Here is a 19,253-nt window from a genome sequence, read left to right on the forward strand (position 1 = left end):
CCCCCGCCCTTGGCCCCCCAGCCGAGCGCGGGGGCGGTCTCCATCGCGCCGCGGGTTCGCGTCCCGCGTTCCGTCAGATCTCCACCAGTACCTGGTCCAGGGATTTGCGTACGAGGTCGGGGACCTGGCAGTCGGGCGCCGGGTGGCCGACCGGGATGACGGCGAACGCCTTCTCGTTCTCCGGGCGGTCCAGCACCTCGCGCAGGAAACGCATCGGGCTCGGGGTGTGCACCAGGGCCGCCATCCCCGACAGATGCAGGGCCGTGAGCAGCATGCCGACGGCTATGCCGACCGACTCGTCCACGTAGTAGTGCTTGTGTTTCGTGCCGTCGTCGCCCAGCCAGTACCGCTGTTGGAAGACGACGATCAGCGCGGGCGCGTCCGTGAGATGCGGCTTGATCTCGTCCGTGCCGAGCGGGCGCAGCGCCTCCAGCCACTCCTCGCCGAGCCGTCCGTCGTAGGAGACACGCTCCTCGTGCTCGGCGGCCTCGCGGATCGCGCGCCGGATCTCCGGGTCCTGGACCAGGACGAACGTCCAGGGCTGCTGGTGCGCGCCGGACGGCGCGGTCGCCGCGCAGGCGATGGCGTCCCGCACCACGTCCAGCGGCACCGGGTCCGGCGCGAACTGCCGCACCGTCCTGCGCAGCCCCATCCGCGCCCGCAACTCGGCGGCGCGCGCCAGGGATTCGTCAGCGGGCGTACGCGCCGGGCGGTACGGCACCGGGCGGTACGGCTCGCCATGGGTCGGGGTCCAGCGCTCCGCGGTCTCAGTCATGCCATCGAGTGTGCCGGGCGCCACTGACATCGGCGAGAGTCCCGATCCGCCCGAGGACCCGATCTGGCCTTGGCGGCGCGTGACGTCCTCCGGCTTCGAACTCCTGCCCGGTGGCGGGCTCTTGCTGCCGTTCGGCGCGGGTGCGCTCCGCTTCGGCATGGGGGAGCGCGAGGCCCGCTGGGCGGTGGCGACGATCGCCGACGTACGGGAGATGTGGGTGTGCCGGGCGCGGTGGGGTCTGTGGGCCGAGGTGTGGGGCATCGAGGTCACGGCGTGGGGCGCGGACGGTGGCGGTGACGGGAACGGTGACGACCCGAGCCGGGGCGGCCTGGACCATGTGCGGCTGGCCCGTGCCGTCGACGCGCCGCTCGACCCGGCGGCCGTCCCTGTGGTCCGGCTCGGGGTCGACCTCTTCGGGCATGAACAGGACGAGGTGCTACGGGCGTTGGGGACGGACGGGGCCCGAGGGCTGCGGATCGAGCCGTCCGCCGGGGCCTTCCTGCGCGCTGTGTCCCTGTCGGCCCGGTCAGGACCAGCCCGCGACGATCAGTGACAGGCCCGCCGTGAACCCGGTGGTCAGCAGCAGCAGATAGCGTCCGTAGTGGCGGCGCAGCCGGTGCAGCAGGAAGCCGGTCGCGCCGCACGCGAGGCCGACCGTCAGGGTGCGCGCGCCACGGGACGCCGCCGACTGCGCCAGCCAGTCCGGCGCGGGCACTCCGGCGCGGCCCGCCTCCTTCGCGTACACCTTGAACGGGATGCCGTTCCACGGCTGGTGGCGGACGGCCGACGCGGACTCGACGGCCAGTTCCCGGCGTACCTCCGCGCGCATACGGTCCGTAGTGAGCGGTGCGGGCAGGTCGACGCCCGACGCGGCCAGGTGCAGGGCGAGCAGGCCGCCGGCGAGGCTGCCCGCGAGCGCTGTCAGGGACAGCCGCAGCGCCTGCCTCGGGACCGCCACGCACGCGGCGGCCAGCAGGAGTTCCGGCATCAGCGGCCAGCTCAGCGCCTCCGCGCACGCCCACGCGAAGGCCAGCGGCAGGCCCCAGCGCGAGGCGACCACGGCAGCCACCCGCTTGCGTACGGCCGAGTCGCGCAGAGGCTCGGCGACCGTCCGCGCGTGGAGCGCGGCCACCGCGTCGCGCGCCTCCTCCGGAGTCGCCGTGTACGGCAGCGCGTCGCCGATACGGACGCGTACCAGCGAGGGGCGCAGCCGACCGTGCTTCGGCAGCAGGCGGGCCGTGCCCGCGATACCGACCGGGACGACCGGTACGCGCGCGTGGGCCGCGAGCAGCAGGGCGCCCCGGTGGAAGGTGCCCACTTCGCCGTCCCGCGCGCGGGTGCCCTCCGGGAAGAGGACCACCGCCCGTCCGGCCCGCAGCTCGGCGGCGCGGGCGAGCAGGTCATCCGTACCGCCGCCGGTACGGCGCACCGGGAAGCCGGCCGCCAGGCGCCGGCAGATCCGGCGACGCCACGGCGAGGCGAACCAGTAGTCGGCGGCGGCGCCGATCGTCGGTGCGTGCCGGGCGTCGAGCGCCGCGAGGAGGGCGGCCGTGTCGGCGTGCGAGGAGTGGTTGGCGACCACCACGCAGCCGCCGGGCGGCAGGTGTCCGCGCCGTGAGACTCCGCCGGTGAGGGTGAGCAGGCACCACCACAGGGCCCGCCGCAACAGGGGCCCGGCGCCGCGCCGTTCCGGACCGTTCCCGGCCGTCCCTCGCCGCCGCGTGATCCGCGCGTCCCGCTCCTCCGCGCGGACGGCCCGCCGGGCGTCCCGCTCCTCGCGGTACGCGGCGCGCAGCACCCGGTGCGCCCCGGGCCCGGGGGCCGCGCAGGCGTACACGTGCCCTGCCCGCCGCCTCTGCCGCCCCGCGCCCGACCTTCGCCGCCTCCCTCTCCCCGAACTCGTCCCCGAACTCGTCCCCGTACGTACGGATATCGCTCTCACAGAGTCACCACCATCGTCAGCAGAAGTGCGATCAGCAGGGAGTCGACGCGGTCCAGGAGGCCGCCGAAGCCGGGGAGCCAGGTGCCCGCGTCCTTGACGCCCGCCTCGCGCTTGACCATGGACTCCAGGAGGTCGCCGAGTACGCAGCCGACGAGGACCGTCGCCCACAGCACCGGCGTGAACGATCCGACGGCGGCGAGCGCGCCGGCCGTCGCCAGGGCCGCGCCCAGGACGCCCGCCCAGGTCTTGTTCGGCGAGAGCGGCGACAGCGGCCTCGCGAGCGGCCCCTTGCGGCCCAGGGCCGTACCGCCGCACCAGGCGCCGACGTCGCCGAACGCCACCGCGATCCCGACCGCCAGGGCCGTGTCGCCGAGCAGGACGAGACCGCTCAGGGACACCGGGATCCAGACGAGCCCGAAGACCGTGCGGCACGCGCGCGTGAAGCCCTGTTCGGCGTCCCCCGACACCAGCGCGGCCAGCGCGCCGACCAGGAACAGGCCGCCCAGGAAGGGGAGTCCGAGCGCGCCGGGCGCCGCCCACGCGAGGGCCGGTACGGCGACCGCCGCGCCGTACAGGACCGCCCGCTCGGCCCGGGGAAGTGCCACCATGCGCGCGTACTCGCCGACCGCGACCGCGCCGAGCCCGGCCGCCAGCGCGAACGCGCCCCCGTGGCCCAGGAAGAGCGCCCCGAGGAACACCGGTGCGGCCAGCGCCCAGGTCCGCCAGCGGCGCCGCAGTTCGGCCCGCATCCGTACCCGGGACGGCAGTGTGGCGACCGCGATGCCGCCCGCGCCGAGCACCACGGCGACCACGGCCGCCGCCCGGCCCGCCGCGACCTCACCCGCCAGGAACCCGCCGCCCACCGGAAACCCGCCGCCCATCAGAAACCCGCCGCCCGCGCTCATCGGCCGCCCCGCCCTTCCGGCCCTGCGCCGCCCCGCACGCGCGCGTGGACGACGCCGTGCGTGCCGTCCCCGTCGGCCACGCGCGCGTGCACCACGTCGGCCTCCTGGACCACGTCAGCCACCTCGACCTGCCGTGGGGTCCCCAGCACCCGCCACAGCCACCCCAGCCGTACGACCGCCGTCACCGCGGACCCCACCGCGACGATCCACAGCACCGGCACCGCCCAGCCGGACACCGCGGCGACCACGATCAGCAGACAGCGTTCCGTCTTGCCGACCGGGCCGCCGTTGCGGCGCGGGGCGCCGGCCGCCGCGCCCGCGAGCGAGACCCACGAGGGCAGCGTCGCGCCGAGCGCGGCCAGCAGCACCAGCCACAGCGGGGCCAGCGGCAGGAAGCCCGCGAGGACCACCAGGTCGGCGGCGCGGTCGCCGAGTTCGTTGAGTACGGAGCCGCGGCGGGTGGTGCGTCCGGTGTCCCGGGCCAGGGCGCCGTCCAGATTGGCGAAGGCGAGCCGGGCGGCGAGCAGCACGCCGACGGGCAGTGCGGCGAGCGGCGCGGGCAGCCAGGCGAGGGCCGCGGCGGCGCCGGCGGCACATGCCACGCCCGCCACGGTCAGCGTGTCGGGCGACACACCGTGACGGGCGAGCGCGGCCCGCGCACCGGACAACCGGTCCGCGTACCAGGGCTTGAGAGCGTAGAGGCCGTTCATGGGGAGGACTCTGCCGCCGCACGAACGGCGTGAAATCGGCGCGCGTACTCACCTTACTCATGAGTACGGAGTGCGGGTGCCGTCCCGCTCACCGCGCACCCCGCCGGCCTCACGGGCAACGGACCGGGGATCAGGAACGCTTGGTCCCCTGGCAGGCGCGGATGATTTCCAGGTGGTGCGCCACGATGGGGCGGGCCGTCTTGGCGGCTGCCTTGACCTCGCTGTTGGCGCCCGACTTCAGCTCGCGGTCGATCAGCGCGAGGGTCTGTACGTGTCCGGTGGCCTCGTTGGCCAGCCAGGCGGCGTTGTACCCGCGCTTGCCCGCCTTCGCCTGGATGTCGGCCGCCGCCTTCTTCTGCGCCCGGGAGACCGAGGCGGGCAGGGTGACGTGGAGTTTCTTGGCCAGCGCCACAACGGCGACGTCGAGCTTCCTGTGGTCGGTCACCAGCGTGGCGCCGACCGTCTTCACACAAGCCTTCGTGGCGGACTTGCCCGCCTCCAGACCTGCGGCGATCTCGGCCATGTTGCCCTGATGAATCGCCCGCAGGAAGGGTGCGTCAGTGGTGGCCGGGGCGGGGGCCGGGGCCGCCGTGGCGGTGGTGGGCACGGATATGCCGGTCAGAGCCGCCAGCACGGCAGCGGCGGCGAGGCGTCGCACAGCAATCATTTGCGTTACTCCCTTCGCCCGGTCTGGGGCGCGCGAAGGTCGGCGTCAGACCGGTCGGTGAATGGTCACGCGAATCGGTGTACCGGTTCTGATGCCTTCCCTCGCCACGCGGAGTAGTCACACCATTACGGAAATGTCACGCGAATGCCTGGCGTGTCTTGTTCGCTCATGTCTGCCCGCTCGTGTCTGCCGTTCGTGTCTGTCCGCTCGTGTCCGCCCGCTCGTGTCCGTGCGCTGCTGCCGTGCGGATCAGCCGCCGAGTGCCGCGGCGACGACCCCCTTCGCCTCCTCCTGGACGCGGCCGAGATGGTCCGGGCCCAGGAAGGACTCGGCGTAGATCTTGTAGACGTCCTCGGTGCCCGAGGGGCGCGCCGCGAACCACGCGTTCTCGGTGGTCACCTTGATGCCGCCGATGGGCGCGCCGTTGCCGGGAGCCTCGGTGAGCACCGAGGTGACCGGCTCGCCCGCGAGGGTGTCGGCGGTGATCTGCTCGGGCGAGAGCCGGGCGAGCACCGCCTTCTCGGCCGGCGTCGCGGGCGCGTCGATACGGGCATAGGCGGGCGCCCCGAAACGGGCGGTGAGCGCCGCGTAGTGCTCGGACGGCGTCTTCCCGGTGACCGCCAGGATCTCGGAGGCGAGCAGCGCCATGATGATGCCGTCCTTGTCGGTGGTCCACACCGATCCGTCGCGCCGCAGGAAGGACGCCCCGGCCGACTCCTCGCCGCCGAAGCCGAGCGTCCCGTCGGCAAGCCCGGCCACGAACCACTTGAAGCCGACGGGCACTTCGACCAGGTCACGGCCCAGATCGGCGGCGACCCGGTCGATCATCCCGGACGACACCAGCGTCTTGCCGACACCCGCCCCGGCCGGCCAGTGCGCGCGGTGGGCGTAGAGGTACGCGATGGCGGCGGCGAGATAGTGGTTGGGGTTCATCAGCCCGGCGTCCGGCGTGACGATGCCGTGCCGGTCGGCGTCCGCGTCGTTGCCGGTGGCGATTTGGTACTCGTCGCGCCGGTCGATCAGCGAGGCCATCGCGTACGGCGACGAGCAGTCCATCCGGATCTTGCCGTCCCAGTCCAGCGTCATGAACCGCCAGGTGGGGTCCGTCAGCGGATTGACCACCGTCAGATCGAGCCGGTGCTGCTCGGCGATCCGGCCCCAGTACGCGACCGACGCGCCGCCCAGCGGATCCGCGCCGATCCGCACCCCGGCGGCGCGCACCGCGTCCAGGTCGAGGACGGCCGGAAGGTCCGCCACATAGCTGCCGAGGAAGTCGTACCGCCCGGTGGTCGCCGCGGCCAGGGCGCGGGTGTACGGGAGCCTGCTCACGTCCTTGAGGGCGTTCGCGATGATCTCGTTGGCGCGGTCCTGGATCCACCCGGTCGCGTCAGAGCCTGCCGGGCCGCCGCTGGGCGGGTTGTACTTGAAACCGCCGTCGGCGGGCGGATTGTGGGACGGCGTGACCACGACACCGTCGGCGAGGGCCGCGGTACGGCCGCGGTTGTGCGTGACGATCGCGTGCGACACGGCGGGCGTGGGGGTGTAGCCGTCGTCGGTGTCGATGAGCACGGTCACGTCGTTGGCGGCGAACACCTCCACGGCCGTCACCCGGGCGGGCTCCGACAGGGCGTGCGTGTCGGCGCCGAGGAAGAGCGGCCCGGTGATGCCCTGCCCCGCCCGGTACTCGCAGATCGCCTGACTGGTCGCGGCGATGTGGTCCTCGTTGAACGCCGTGGCGAGTGACGACCCGCGGTGCCCCGACGTCCCGAACGCGACGCGCTGACCCGGCTCGCCCGGGTCGGGGCGCAGTGCGTAGTACGCGGTCACCAGCCGGGCGACATCGATGAGATCGCCGGGCTGCGCCGGCTGCCCCGCTCGTTCGTGCGCCATCTGCCCACTCCTCCGGATCGTTTGCTTCGATCGTCCGGGACCCATCTTCGCGGCCCCCGGCCGCCCTCGGCGATCGACTTGGCGCGTTCGCGCGCCCTGCGGCCGACCCTGCTCCGGGGCACCTGGCTGACCTGGGACGACGCGAAGCCCGTCTCAGATAGTAGGAAGTCCGACTAACTGTAGAGACAGATGAGCTGTCCTCGCTTAGCGTGGTAGGAGCCGAACGTATCGCTCGATCCAGCGAATGCGGTGGCGAGCCGGAGCCCTAGGCAGGTGACCCCTGCGGCCCGTGCTCCCCCGCCCTTCCGGCGTCTCGCACACCCCACACCGCACTCCCGGATGCCAAGGAGTCGATCATCATGGCCGAGACGACCGTCCGCCGAGTCCGTCACCGCTCCCCGTCGAGCGAGTCCGAGCGCAAGGCGGCAGCCGCCGCGCTCCAGCGCGCCCTCGACCGCAGGGACAACGGCGGCGCGACCGGCCACTGAGCCGCGCAGCCGCCGACCCGCACGACAGCGCACGCCAGCGAACGCCTACGATCCGCGCCTGATCTCGAAGTGGTCGACGCGCTCCCCGTTCTGGGCGAGCGCGGAGACCTTCAGCTTCGCCCCCGGGCCCGCGACCGCCTCGACCGCGAGGAACGAGAACCCGGTGTACCGCACCCGCGACCACTCGACCACGTCCGGGTCCGGCAGCCGTGCCTTCGTCCAGTGGAAGCTCACGATGTGGTCGTGGTCGTGGACGTTGCCCTCGTAGCTGTCCTTCACGCCGGGCCCGAAGCCGTACAGCTCCTTGCCGGCGCCGCCCGCCGTCACGTAGACGATGCCGTCGCGCGTCGGATCCGTCGACGCGCCGATCGGTACGGGCCTGCCGACCTCACCGTTCTTGACGGCGTCCGTGCGCTCGTACACATGGTTGTGGCCGTTGATCACCAGGTCGACCTGGTGTTTCGTGAACAGCGGCAGCCACGCGTCGCGCATTCCGCCGTCCGAGGCGTGCGTCGACGTCGAGTACACGCAGTGGTGGAAGAACACCACCACGAAGTCCACCCCCGGTGCCGCCCGCAGCTCCCCGAGCCGCCGGTCCAGCCAGTCCGTCTGTCGGCCGTTCGTGTAGCCCTTGTTCGCGGGGATCTCGTATGACACGTCGTTCGCGTCGAGCGCCACCACGCCGACATTGCCGTACACGAACGAGTAGATCCCCGGGGCGTTCTCCGGGTCCGGGCCGTTGTCCGGGAGGGACCAGCGGGCCGCCTGGCCGCCGTAGCCGTTCGGCGAGTACCACGCCTCCATGTCGTGGTTGCCCGTCGTCACCATCCACGGCACCGACTTCGCGACCGACTCCGTCTGCGCGAGGAACTGGTCCCACACCCGCGCGTCGTACGTGTCCGATTCCTTGCCGTGCCCGGTGGTGTCCGCGTAGCAGATGTCGCCCGCGTGCAGATGGAACGCCGGATTCTGCCCCAGGATCACCTGGTCGTTGGCGAGCGCGTCGTAGCTCACGCCCTGGTCGCCGAAGGCCGTGAACACGAAGGTCTCGGGGGCGGCCGGAGCCGTGCGGAACGAGCCGAGCGTGGCGAGCCGGTCGGGTGACGCCGGGTCGAAGCCGTCGTGGCCGACGCCGTAGTAGTACGTCGTCCCCGGCCGCAGACCGTCGAGCGCCACATGGAGATAGAGCTGCTCGACCGCCGGCAGCTTCTTCGTCAGGGACGGCGTGTGCAGCGCCCGTACCTCCGCCGCCACCTTGCGGCTCAGCTCCCAGGGCCGGAGACCCACCCGCAGGAACGGCCGCTGCACCGCGAACGGCACCTGCCACGACACCCGCATCTGGGTCTTCGGGTCGGCGCCGAACGCGAGATGGCGGGCGAAGGGCGCGACCATCGAGCCGTCCACCGCGGGCCCGGTCGCCGGGGTGGTCCCGGTCGCCGGAGCGGTGGTCTGGTCGGCGGTCGCCGTGCCCGAGCCGATCAGCAGCCCGTTGCCCGCCACCACGCCCGCCGCCACCAGACCACCGGTGAGCGCGGTCCGCCGGGAGGGCCCGGTGCGGGGACGCGCCAGCCTGGCCCGCAGATACTCGTGCTGCTCCGCCATGCTCATACGGGCGGCGAGCCGCTTCGGAATACCGAGGTCCGGAGTGTCCATGACCCTAGAAATTCCCAGTAACTTCGAACGGGAGCCATACGTTCGGGTGAACGGAGGCCAAAGGGACGGTCGACGGGCCCCGCCACCCGCGCCGCTGGTCCGCATGGTGGACTCCGTATGTCATCCCATGGGACGCGGAGTAGGGTGCCCGACATGTCTCGCAGCATCAATCTCGCAGTGGTTCCCGGTGACGGTATCGGCCAGGAGGTCGTCGCCCAGGGGCTCAAGGTCCTCAGCGCCGTACTCCCGCAGGATGTGAAGCTGGAGACCAAGGAGTACGACCTCGGCGCACAGCGCTGGCACCGCACGGGGGAGACCCTCCCGGACGCGGAGCTGGAGTCGCTCAAGCGCCACGACGCCATCCTGCTCGGCGCGATCGGCGACCCGTCCGTGCCGTCCGGCGTGCTGGAGCGGGGCCTGCTCCTCAAACTGCGGTTCGCCTTCGACCACTTCATCAACCTGCGCCCGTCGAAGCTGTTCCCGAACACCGCGACGCCGCTCGCGGGCCGCCCCGAGATCGACTTCGTCGTCGTCCGCGAGGGCACCGAGGGCCCCTACACCGGCAACGGCGGCTCGCTGCGCACCGGAACGCCCGCCGAGGTCGCCACCGAGGTCAGCGTCAACACCGCGTACGGCGTCGAGCGCGTCGTCCGGGACGCCTTCGCGCGCGCCGACGCCCGGCCCCGCAAGAAGCTGACGCTGGTCCACAAGAACAACGTCCTCGTCTACGCCGGTCACCTCTGGAAGAACACCTTCGACAAGGTCGCAGCCGAGTACCCCGACGTCACCACGGACTATCTGCACGTCGACGCCGCGACGATCTTCTTCGTCACCCAGCCCGAGCGCTTCGATGTCATCGTCACCGACAACCTCTTCGGCGACATCCTCACCGATCTCGCCGCCGCCGTGACCGGCGGAATCGGCCTGGCCGCGTCCGGGAACATCAACCCGACGGGCGCGTTCCCCTCGATGTTCGAGCCGGTCCACGGGTCCGCGCCCGACATCGCGGGCCAGGGCAAGGCCGACCCGACCGCCACGATCCTCTCGGTCGCGCTCATGCTGCGGCACCTCGGCCACGAGGCCGAGGCCGTCCGTATCGAGGACGCCGTGTCGGCCGACCTCGCCGAGCGCGACGGCACCCCGCGTACCACTGACGCGATCGGTGACGCGCTCGCCGCACGAGTAGCCGGCTGATCCGGCGAGGCCGGTTGATCCGGCGACCGACGTCCCGGGCCTGCCCCGGAACCCCCGGGGCACACCCCCGGAACCTCAGAAGCCGCCGGATCCCTCAGGGGCCTGGCGGCTGCTCCCATGCGGCCTCCAGGTGCCACCATCGACCACCAGGGGGCGCCCGCCGAATCCGGCGGACACCCCCCGGGCCGCACTCCCCGGTGTTCCGGACACGGTGACCCACGGGCGATAATCGGACGTGGGCCGCGGTCCGGAGGGAAGCTCGGACGTCCTACTACCGGACAGGTCCGGGACCGAGCCGGAACGCGCGCGAGCGCGGCCCTCACCACCTACGGCGAAGGACAACCACTCATGACGACGCCCACGATCGAGCTGAAGCCCTCGGCCCACCCGCTGTCCGCGCAGGAGCGCGAGGCGATCCTGCGCGACCCGGGGTTCGGCCGCCACTTCACCGACCACATGGTGACGATCAAGTGGACCGAGGGGCTCGGCTGGCACGAGGCCCAGCTCGTCCCGTACGCGCCGCTCTCCATCGACCCGGCCAACATGACCCTCCACTACGCGCAGACGATCTTCGAGGGTCTGAAGGCGTACCGCAGGCCCGACGGTTCCGTCGCCACCTTCCGGCCGCGCGCCAACGCCGAGCGCTTCCAGGCGTCGGCGCGGCGGCTGGCCATGCCGGAGCTGCCGGTGGAGACCTTCGTCGAGGCGTGCGACGTGCTGGTGCGCCAGGACAAGGCGTGGGTGCCGGGCCATGGCGAACAGTCGCTGTATCTGCGCCCGTTCATGTTCGCGACCGAGGTCGGCCTCGGCGTGCGGCCGGCCAGTGAGTACCTGTTCATCGTCATCGCGTCCCCCGCCGGCGCGTACTTCCCCGGCGGGGTCAAGCCCGTCTCGGTCTGGCTGTCCGACGACTACGTGCGCGCGGTCAAGGGCGGTACGGGCGCGGCGAAGACCGGCGGCAACTACGCCGCCTCGCTCGTCGCGCAGAAGGAGGCCGCGGCGGAGGGCTGCGACCAGGTGGTGTGGCTCGACGCGCTGGAGCACCGGTGGGTCGAGGAGATGGGCGGCATGAACCTGTACTTCGTGTACGGGGACCGGATCGTGACGCCCGAACTGACCGGGTCGCTGCTGCCCGGGATCACCAGGGACTCGCTCCTCACGATCGCCCGTGACCTCGGGTACACGGCCGAGGAGGGCCGGATCTCCACGGAGGACTGGCGGCGGGACACCGAGAGCGGTGCGCTCACCGAGGTCTTCGCCTGCGGGACCGCGGCCGTGATCACTCCGGTCGGTACGGTGAAGTCGCGGGTGGGGGAGTGGGTGCAGGGGACGGGTGAGCCGGGCGAGGTGACGATGAGGTTGCGCTCCGCGCTGCTCCAGCTCCAGTCCGGGGCGGCCCCCGATCCCCACGGCTGGATGCACGACCTGGGCTGACGCCCAGCCCCCCGGGGCGCGCCCCCTGCGGGCGGCGGGAAGCCCTTGCGGGCGGGGGCGGTTCGGCACCGCCGGTTTCCGCCGTCGTGGTTGCCGGCCGTGGCGGCGGAGAAAGGTGCCCTGCGGGCGGCTTACCGGTGCCTGGGTGGAGGGAGGGTGCCCTGCGGGCGGCTCCCTTGGCGGGGTGGAGAAGAGGTGCCTTGCGGGCGGCTGTCCTGGTGGGGTGTGCGTCGCCGGTTTCCGTCGTGGTGGCTGCGTGCTGTCGTGGCGGAAGGGAAGTGCCCTGCGGGCGGCTTTCCGGTGCTGGGGTGGAGGGAGAGTGGCGCGCGGGCGGCTTCCCTGGCGGGGTGGCGGGGAGGTGCCCTGCGGGCGGCGTGCTCTGGGGGCGGTTCGGCGCCGTCGGTTTCCGTCGTGGTGGTTGTGCGGTCGTGGGGGAGAGGAGGTGCCCTGCGGGCGGCTTTCCTGTGACGGGGTGGGTGGGGAGTGGCGTGGGGGGCTTCCCCCGGCCGGGGTGGATGGAGCGAGCCCTGCCGGATGCTTCCCTGGCGGGGTGGGGAAGAGGTGCGCTGCGGGTGGCTGTCCTGGTGGGGTTGGGGTGGGTGTCGCCGGTTTCCGTCGTGGTGGCTGCGTGCGGTCGTGGGGGAGAGGAGGTGCCTTGCGGGCGGCTTTCCCCTGGCGGGGCGGGGAAGAGGTGTCCTGCGAGTGGCTGTCCTGGCGGGGTTGGAGTCGGTGTCGCCGGGTTCCGTCGTCGCGGAGAGGAAGTGCCCTGCGGCAGCGGCCCTCTCGGGGTGCCCCTCGGGCTGCTCCCTTGGCAAATGACGTCCTGCGGGCGGTAGGTCGACGTGTCTTGTGGGCGGTGAGCCGGCCTGGCCTGGCCCGGTGGGTCGCGCTTTTCCGGCGCGACTGTGCGCTGGTCACTCCGCGGGGTCGAACGGCCGTCAGTCGTGACCCCGGCCCTCCCCCCTCGGCCTGTCGTTTGAGTGCTGCTCTAGCTTTTGTGGTTAGAGTGGTGTTCTAACGAGAGGGGTGCGCCTGTGCGGCTGACGCCTACCGAGCGGGATCGGTTGTTGTTGTTCGGGGCCGCCGAGCTGGCGCGGGCCCGGCGGGGGCGCGGGCTTCGGCTCAATGTGCCGGAGGCCACCGCTCTCGTCGCCGACACCGTGTGCGAGGCGGCCCGGGACGGGGCGCGGCTCGCTGAGGCCATCGAGCGGGCCCGCGCGGTCCTCGGCCCCGACGACGTGCTGCCCGGTGTCGCCGATGTCGTGACCGAGGTCCATGTCGAGGCCGTTTTTGATGACGGGTCGCGGCTTGCTGTCGTCAGCGACCCGTTCGGGGGCGGGTATCTCGGGGGTGGCGCGCCCGGTGCTCTGCTTCCCGGTCCCGTGCACGCCGAGCCGGCGGCCGTCACCACGGTGACCGTCACCAATACCGCCACCGTCCCGGTCTCCGTCACCTCGCACTACCACTTCTTCGAGGCCAACCCCCGCCTCGACTTCGACCGCGCCGCCGCCTACGGCATGCGCCTCGCCGTCCCCGCTGGCTCCTCGCTCCGCTTCGGCCCCGGCGAGACGGCCGACGCCGGACTGCTGCCCATCGGCGGCGACCGGGTCGCGATCGGCTTCGCCGGACTCGTGGACGGCCCGCTGGACGCGCCCGGCGCGAAGGAAGAGGCTCTGCGGCGTGCGGTGGCCTGTGGGTATCTCGGGGCGGAGGCCCACTGATGGACCTGTACGCGTACGCATCTGTGGGCGGCCCGCTGGTCGTGTCCGGTGCGGAGGAAGAGGTCCTGCGGCGTGCGGTGGCCTGCGGTTGTCTTGGGGCGGGGGGTCGGTGATGGAGCTGTACGCGTACGCATCTGTGGGCGGCCCGCTGGTCGTGTCCGGTGCGGAGGAAGAGGCTCTGCGGCGTGCGGTGGCCTGCGGTTGTCTTGGGGCGGGGGGTCGGTGATGGAGCTGTACGCGTACGCATCTGTGGGCGGCCCGCTGGACGCGCCCGGTGCGGAGGAAGAGGCTCTGCGGCGTGCGGTGGCCTGTGGGTATCTCGGGGTGGTGGCTCGCTGATGGACCCGTACGCCTACGCATCCGTGCACGGCCCCCGAGCCGGTGACCGTATCCGGCTCGGTGACTCCGGGCTCGTCGTCCGCGTCGAGTCGGACTCGCAGCGGTACGGCGACGAGTTTCTGGCCGGATTCGGCAAGACCGCACGCGACGGGCTGCATCTGAAGGCCGCCGCCGTCCGTGACACCTGCGATCTCGTCGTCAGCAATGTCGTCGTCATCGACGCCGTGCAGGGCATCCGCAAGGTGTCCATCGGTATCCGCGAGGGCCGGATCGCCGGGATCGGGCGGGCCGGCAACCCGGACACCCTCGACGGGGTGGACGTCGTCGTCGGCACCGGCACCACGATCGTCTCCGGTGAGGGGCTGATCGCCACCGCCGGAGCCGTCGACACCCATGTCCATCTGCTGTCGCCGCGCATCATGGAGGCGTCCCTCGCCTCCGGTGTCACCACGATCATCGGCCAGGAGTTCGGCCCGGTCTGGGGCGTCGGCGTCAACTCGCCGTGGGCGTTGCGGCACGCGTTCAACGCCTTCGACGCGTGGCCCGTCAACATCGGCTTCCTGGCGCGCGGTTCGTCGTCGGACCCGGCGCCCCTGGTCGAAGCGCTCGCCGAGGGCGGCGCCTGCGGGTTCAAGGTGCACGAGGACATGGGCGCCCACACCCGCGCCCTGGACACCGCGCTGCGGGTCGCCGAGGACCACGACGTCCAGGTCGCCCTGCACAGCGACGGACTGAACGAATGCCTCTCCGTCGAGGACACCCTCCGCGTACTCGAAGGCCGCACCATCCACGCCTTCCACATCGAGGGCTGCGGCGGCGGCCACGTACCGAACGTCCTGAAGATGGCGGGCGTACCGAACGTCATCGGCTCGTCCACCAACCCCACGCTGCCGTTCGGCCGGGACGCCGTCGCCGAGCACTACGGCATGATCGTCTCGGTCCACGACCTGAAGACCGATCTGCCCGGCGACGCGGCGATGGCCCGCGACCGTATCCGCGCCGGCACGATGGGCGCCGAGGACGTCCTGCACGACCTGGGCGCCATCGGCATCACCTCGTCCGACGCGCAGGGCATGGGCCGCGCGGGCGAGACCGTCCGCCGTACCTTCGCGCTGGCCGGGAAGATGAAGGCCGAGCTGGGCCCGATGGACGGCGACGGGCCCGACGACGACAACGCGCGCGTGCTGCGCTACATCGCCAAGCTCACCGTCAACCCGGCCATCGCGCACGGCCTTTCGCACGAGATCGGCTCGATCGAGGTCGGCAAACTCGCCGACCTGGTGCTCTGGCGCCCGGAGTACTTCGGTGCCAAACCGCAGCTCGTCCTCAAGGCGGGCTTCCCGGCGTACGGGGTCACCGGCGACCCGAACGCGGCCACCGACACCTGCGAACCCCTCGTCCTCGGCCCCCTGTTCGGCGCGCACGGCGCCACGGCCGCCAACCTCTCCGTCGCCTTCGTCGCCGCGGCAGCCGCCGGGCAGGACGACGACCGGATGCCCACCCGGCGCCGCCGGGTCGCCGTGCGCGGCACCCGCGGCATCGGCCCCGCCGACCTCCGGCTCAACTCCCGCACCGGCTCCGTGGACGTCGACGGGCGCACCGGCATGGTCACCCTCGACGGCGACCCGGTCCGCTCCGAACCCGCCGACTCCGTCTCCCTGAACCGCCTCTACTTCCTTTGAGGACCGACCCCGTGACCTTTCAAATGCCCGCCGAGTGGGCCCCGCACGAGCGCACCTGGATGGCCTGGCCCGGCCCCAACCCGACCTTCGCCGACGACGGCGAACTGGCCGGGGCCCGGACCGCCTGGGCCGCCGTCGCCCGCGCCGTGCGCCGCTTCGAACCCGTGACCGTGATCGCCGGAACCGGACAGGGCCGCACGGCTCGCGACCTGCTCGGACCCGGCGTCGACGTCGTGGAACGGGACCTGGACGACGCGTGGATGCGGGACATCGGTCCCACCTTCGTCCACGACGGACGGGAACTCGCCGCCGTGGACTGGACGTTCAACGGCTGGGGTGCCCAGGAGTGGGCGCGCTGGGAGCACGACGCGAAGATCGCCCGGCAGGTCGCCGACCTCGCGGGCGTACGGGTCCACTCCTCCCCGCTGGTGAACGAGGGGGGAGGGCTCCATGTCGACGGCGAGGGCACCGTCCTGCTCACCGACACCGTGCAGCTCGACCCGGACCGCAACCCGGGCTGGACCCGCGAGCGGGTCGAGGCCGAGATCCACGCCCGGATCGGCACCACCGAGGCGATCTGGCTGCCGCGCGGACTGACCGGTGACTACGGCGAGTTCGGCACCCGGGGCCATGTCGACATCGTCGCCGCGTTCGCCGCGCCCGGCATCGTCATGGTGCACTCCCAGCCCGATCCGGCCCACCCCGACCACGAGCTGACGCAGGAGATCGCGGGCCTGCTCAGGGGCCGCACGGACGCGCGCGGCCGGGCCCTGGAGATCGTCGAGATCCCCGCCCCGACCGTCCTCGCCGACGACGACGGCTGGCTGGACTACTCGTACATCAACCACTACCTCTGCAACGACGGCGTCGTGCTGTGTGCCTTCGACGACCCCCGCGACGAGGAGGCCGCTGGTATCTTCCGACGACTGTTCCCGGCCAGGACCGTGAACCTGGTCGACGCCCGTACGATCTTCGCGGGCGGCGGCGGCATCCACTGCATCACCCAGCAGCAGCCGCAGGTCTGACGCCCCAGGAGACCAGGGGATCAGGGATCAGGGGACCAGGAGGAGCAGATGGCCGGTACCGCCCGTGCCCGTAAGCACGCGCCGCCGCGCGAGGACGTACTCGCCGCCGCCATGGCGATGATCGCCGACCGGGGCCTGGAGAAGCTGACCATGGCCGCCCTGGGCCGCGAGGTCGACATGAGCAGCGGCCATCTCCTCTACTACTTCCGCACCAAGGACGAGCTGCTGCTGCGCACACTGGAGTGGAGCGAGGGCCGGCTCGGCACGGTCCGCGCGCGCCTGCTCGCGGGCCCCGGCACCGCACGCGAACGCCTCGACGCGTACGTCGACCTGTACGTTCCCGACGGCCACCGCGACCCGCACTGGACCCTCTGGCTGGAGGTCTGGAACCGCTCCCTCAACGCCGACGAGGACGGCCGTGACCGACAGGCCAGGATCGAGGGCGCCTGGCACCGGGACCTCGTCGCGCTGCTCGCCGAGGGGGTCGCGAGTGGCGCGTTCCCGCCGGTCGACCCGGACCGGTTCGCGGCCCGCGTCCGCGCCCTCCTCGACGGCTTCAGCATCCATGTCGCGATCGGCCTGCGCGGTACGGACCGGGCCCAGATCCTCACGCACGTACGGGAGTTCCTGGACGAGTCGCTCACCCCGCAGGCGCGCGCGTAGCGGGGACGGCCATGACCACAACGCACGTAAGTACGCCCGATCGTTGCGTGCGGCGTCCTTGTCGCGGTGGTGATCGTTCCGGCACGGTGGCCGGTCATGGGACGAGAGCAGTGGAAGAAGATCTGGGTCGGCTCCGCCGGCAACATGGTCGAGTGGTTCGACTGGTTCGTGTACGCGAGCTTCGCCACGTACTTCGCGGGCTCCTTCTTCCCGAGCGGCAACCCCACCGCCCAGCTGATGAATACCGCTGGCATCTTCGCCGTCGGGTTCTTCATGCGGCCGGTCGGCGGCTGGCTGCTCGGCCGGGTCGGTGACCGCAAGGGCCGCAAGGCGGCGCTGACCCTCACCGTCACCCTGATGTCGGCGTCCGCGGTCCTCATCGCCGCCGCCCCCACCTATGCCGTCGCGGGCTACGGGGGTGCGGTCGTCCTTCTGATCGCCCGGATGCTCCAGGGCCTCTCGGTCGGCGGCGAGTACGCGGCCAGCGCCACCTACCTCACCGAGGCGTCCGACCCCAGGCACCGGGGCTTCGCCTCCAGCTTCCAGTACGTGTCGATGACCGCGGGCCAGATCCTGGGCCTCGGCCTGCTGATCGTGCTCCAGCGCACCCTCTCCGACGGCGCCCTGCACAGCTGGGGCTGGCGCATCCCGTTCATCGTGGGCGCGCTCGGCGCCGCCGTGGTCTTCTACCTCCGCCGCACCATGCTGGAGACGGAGGTGTACGAGGAGTCCGCCGACTCGGGCATCGCGGCGGGCGAGGAGAAGGGCACGATCAAGGCGCTGCTGCGGCACAAGCGGGAGGCGTTCCTCGTCATCGCCCTCACCATGGGCGGCACGCTCGCGTACTACACGTACACGACGTACCTCACGAAGTACCTCTCCAACTCGGCGGGGCTCTCCAAGGAGACGGCGACCCTGGTCTCGTTCTGCGCGCTGACCGTTTTCGCCTGCCTCCAGCCGCTCGCGGGCGCGCTCTCCGACCGGATCGGGCGCCGCCCGCTGCTGATCACCTTCGCGATCGGCTCGACCCTGCTGACCGTGCCGATCCTGACCCTCCTGAAGCACGCGGGCTCCTTCTGGCCCGCCTTCGGCCTCTCCCTGCTGGCCCTCGTGGTGATCACCGGCTACACGTCGATCAACGCCTGCGTGAAGGCGGAACTGTTCCCCACCGGCATCCGCGCCCTGGGAGTAGCCCTCCCGTACGCCATCGCCAACGCCCTCTTCGGCGGCACGGCGGAGTACGTGGCCCTGTGGTTCAAGAACGCGGGCATCGAATCAGGCTTCTACTGGTACGTGGCGGGCTGCGCGGCGGTGTCCTTGGTGGTCTACGTCACGATGAGGGAAACAAGGAACCTGGACCTGAAGGCAATCAGTGGGGCAAGCCCCCCGCCCCCCACCCCCACACCCACTCCGTCCCCGACCCCACCCCCGGCACTGGGCTAGACCGAGCCCCCGGAATTGGCCAGGGCCCCCACTGCGGCCAGCTCCCGGAGCCGGGCGAGCCATCGCCTCCGGCGGCGGGGGCCCGCTTCCCCTTTGAGGCCCGCAGCGGCCCAGTTTGGGGGAGTGCCGGGCGGAAGTCCGCGTACTGGGCGTACGTGGGCTTTCGCCCGGTGCGGCGAGTGGGGGTCCCCCTGCTCGAAGAGCGTGGGGGAGCGTGCCGGGCGCCGCGACGCCGCAGAGATCCATGAGAAGCCCCCTGGACCTCGCCCCCCGGCATTGGGCTGGGCCCCCGCTGCGGTCTGCTCCCGGAGTCGGGTGGGTCTTCGCTTCCGCCCTTCGTGGGGGTCTGCTTCCGGAGTCGGGTGGGTCTTCGCTTCCGCCCCTCGTGGGGGCCTGTTCCCGGCGCCGGGCCGCCCTTCGCCTCCGACCCTCTTGGGGGTTCGCTCCTGGCGCCGGGCTGCCCTCGCCCCCGACTCTGCTGCGGCCCGGCCCCCGGCGCCGGGTTCGCTCCGCACCCGCCCTGCGTCTCGGCCCTGCCCCCGGCAAGGGGCTGACCCCGCCCCCTGGCATTGGCCCCCGCTGCTGCCTGCTCCCGGCGGCGGGCGCGCCTTCCTTCCGACCCCCGCGGGGGCCTGTTCCCGGCGCCGGGCCGCCCTTCGCCTCCGACCCTCTTGGGGGTTCGCTCCTGGCGCCGGGCTGCCCTCGCCCCCGACTCTGCTGCG

The 19,253-nt window shown here is 72.4% G+C and carries 16 protein-coding genes; 9 read left to right on the forward strand and 7 right to left on the reverse strand.

The genetic code is table 11. The features are described 5' to 3' along the window. Positions 1-73: 73 nt before the first annotated feature. On the reverse strand, positions 74-775 hold the full coding sequence (locus ACIQNU_RS25650; protein WP_401370691.1) for a nitroreductase family protein: 702 nt from the start codon (positions 773-775) through the stop codon (positions 74-76). Here ACIQNU_RS25650 and ACIQNU_RS25655 point away from each other — a divergent pair. Then, positions 774-1,328 (forward strand): hypothetical protein, encoded by a 555-nt coding sequence (locus tag ACIQNU_RS25655; RefSeq protein WP_401370694.1) that lies wholly within the window; start codon positions 774-776, stop codon positions 1,326-1,328. The genes ACIQNU_RS25650 and ACIQNU_RS25655 overlap by 2 nt on opposite strands. On the opposite strand, the gene ACIQNU_RS25660 is transcribed toward ACIQNU_RS25655, so the two are convergent. The 5 genes from ACIQNU_RS25660 to pgm form a co-directional block, all read right to left on the reverse strand. Beyond that, positions 1,302-2,501, reverse strand: a complete 1,200-nt coding sequence (locus ACIQNU_RS25660; protein WP_401371128.1) for a lysophospholipid acyltransferase family protein — start codon at positions 2,499-2,501, stop codon at positions 1,302-1,304. The two genes, ACIQNU_RS25655 and ACIQNU_RS25660, sit on opposite strands and share 27 nt — an antisense overlap. Positions 2,502-2,713: 212 nt before the next feature. Then, positions 2,714-3,622 carry a phosphatidate cytidylyltransferase gene (locus ACIQNU_RS25665; protein WP_401370697.1) on the reverse strand — a complete coding sequence of 303 codons (909 nt, stop codon included), beginning with the start codon at positions 3,620-3,622 and terminating at the stop codon, positions 2,714-2,716. After that, positions 3,619-4,332: a CDP-alcohol phosphatidyltransferase family protein gene (locus ACIQNU_RS25670; RefSeq protein WP_401370700.1), complete on the reverse strand. Its 714-nt coding sequence runs from the start codon at positions 4,330-4,332 to the stop codon at positions 3,619-3,621. Before ACIQNU_RS25670 ends, ACIQNU_RS25665 begins: the two co-directional genes overlap by 4 nt. Before the next feature lie 130 nt (positions 4,333-4,462). After that, positions 4,463-4,999, reverse strand: coding sequence for a DUF4142 domain-containing protein (locus tag ACIQNU_RS25675; protein ID WP_401370703.1), 537 nt, complete (start codon positions 4,997-4,999; stop codon positions 4,463-4,465). A 249-nt stretch (positions 5,000-5,248) separates the two neighbouring features. Continuing rightward, a complete protein-coding gene (gene pgm / locus ACIQNU_RS25680) occupies positions 5,249-6,889 on the reverse strand; it encodes a phosphoglucomutase (alpha-D-glucose-1,6-bisphosphate-dependent) (protein WP_401370706.1) in 1,641 nt (546 codons plus the stop codon). 359 nt (positions 6,890-7,248) lie between these two features. On the opposite strand from pgm, the gene ACIQNU_RS25685 reads away from it, so the two are divergent. Next, positions 7,249-7,377 carry a hypothetical protein gene (locus ACIQNU_RS25685; protein WP_401370709.1) on the forward strand — a complete coding sequence of 43 codons (129 nt, stop codon included), beginning with the start codon at positions 7,249-7,251 and terminating at the stop codon, positions 7,375-7,377. Between the two features lie 45 nt (positions 7,378-7,422). Here ACIQNU_RS25685 and ACIQNU_RS25690 read toward each other — a convergent pair whose 3' ends face one another. Next, positions 7,423-9,030, reverse strand: a complete 1,608-nt coding sequence (locus ACIQNU_RS25690) for a purple acid phosphatase family protein (RefSeq protein WP_401370712.1) — start codon at positions 9,028-9,030, stop codon at positions 7,423-7,425. A 153-nt stretch (positions 9,031-9,183) separates the two neighbouring features. Between ACIQNU_RS25690 and ACIQNU_RS25695 the strand changes: the two genes are divergently transcribed. From ACIQNU_RS25695 to ACIQNU_RS25725, 7 genes are all read left to right on the forward strand, one after another. Then, positions 9,184-10,224, forward strand: coding sequence for a 3-isopropylmalate dehydrogenase (locus ACIQNU_RS25695; RefSeq protein ID WP_401370715.1), 1,041 nt, complete (start codon positions 9,184-9,186; stop codon positions 10,222-10,224). Positions 10,225-10,572: 348 nt separating this feature from the next. After that, on the forward strand, positions 10,573-11,658 hold the full coding sequence (locus ACIQNU_RS25700; RefSeq protein WP_401370718.1) for a branched-chain amino acid aminotransferase: 1,086 nt from the start codon (positions 10,573-10,575) through the stop codon (positions 11,656-11,658). Between the two features lie 1,034 nt (positions 11,659-12,692). Continuing rightward, positions 12,693-13,379 carry an urease subunit gamma gene (gene ureA / locus ACIQNU_RS25705; protein ID WP_401370722.1) on the forward strand — a complete coding sequence of 229 codons (687 nt, stop codon included), beginning with the start codon at positions 12,693-12,695 and terminating at the stop codon, positions 13,377-13,379. Positions 13,380-13,717: 338 nt separating this feature from the next. Further along, the gene (locus ACIQNU_RS25710; protein ID WP_401370725.1) at positions 13,718-15,400 is read left to right on the forward strand and encodes an urease subunit alpha; all 1,683 of its coding nucleotides are present in this window, start codon (positions 13,718-13,720) and stop codon (positions 15,398-15,400) included. Between the two features lie 11 nt (positions 15,401-15,411). Then, the gene (locus tag ACIQNU_RS25715; RefSeq protein WP_401370728.1) at positions 15,412-16,425 is read left to right on the forward strand and encodes an agmatine/peptidylarginine deiminase; all 1,014 of its coding nucleotides are present in this window, start codon (positions 15,412-15,414) and stop codon (positions 16,423-16,425) included. 48 nt (positions 16,426-16,473) lie between these two features. Further along, a complete protein-coding gene (locus ACIQNU_RS25720; RefSeq protein ID WP_401370730.1) occupies positions 16,474-17,088 on the forward strand; it encodes a TetR/AcrR family transcriptional regulator in 615 nt (204 codons plus the stop codon). A 96-nt stretch (positions 17,089-17,184) separates the two neighbouring features. Then, positions 17,185-18,531, forward strand: coding sequence for an MFS transporter (locus ACIQNU_RS25725; RefSeq protein WP_401370733.1), 1,347 nt, complete (start codon positions 17,185-17,187; stop codon positions 18,529-18,531). Positions 18,532-19,253 lie beyond the last annotated feature (722 nt).

This window comes from Streptomyces sp. NPDC091292, assembly GCF_044757265.1.
In the GTDB taxonomy this organism is placed as follows: Bacteria; Actinomycetota; Actinomycetes; order Streptomycetales; family Streptomycetaceae; genus Streptomyces.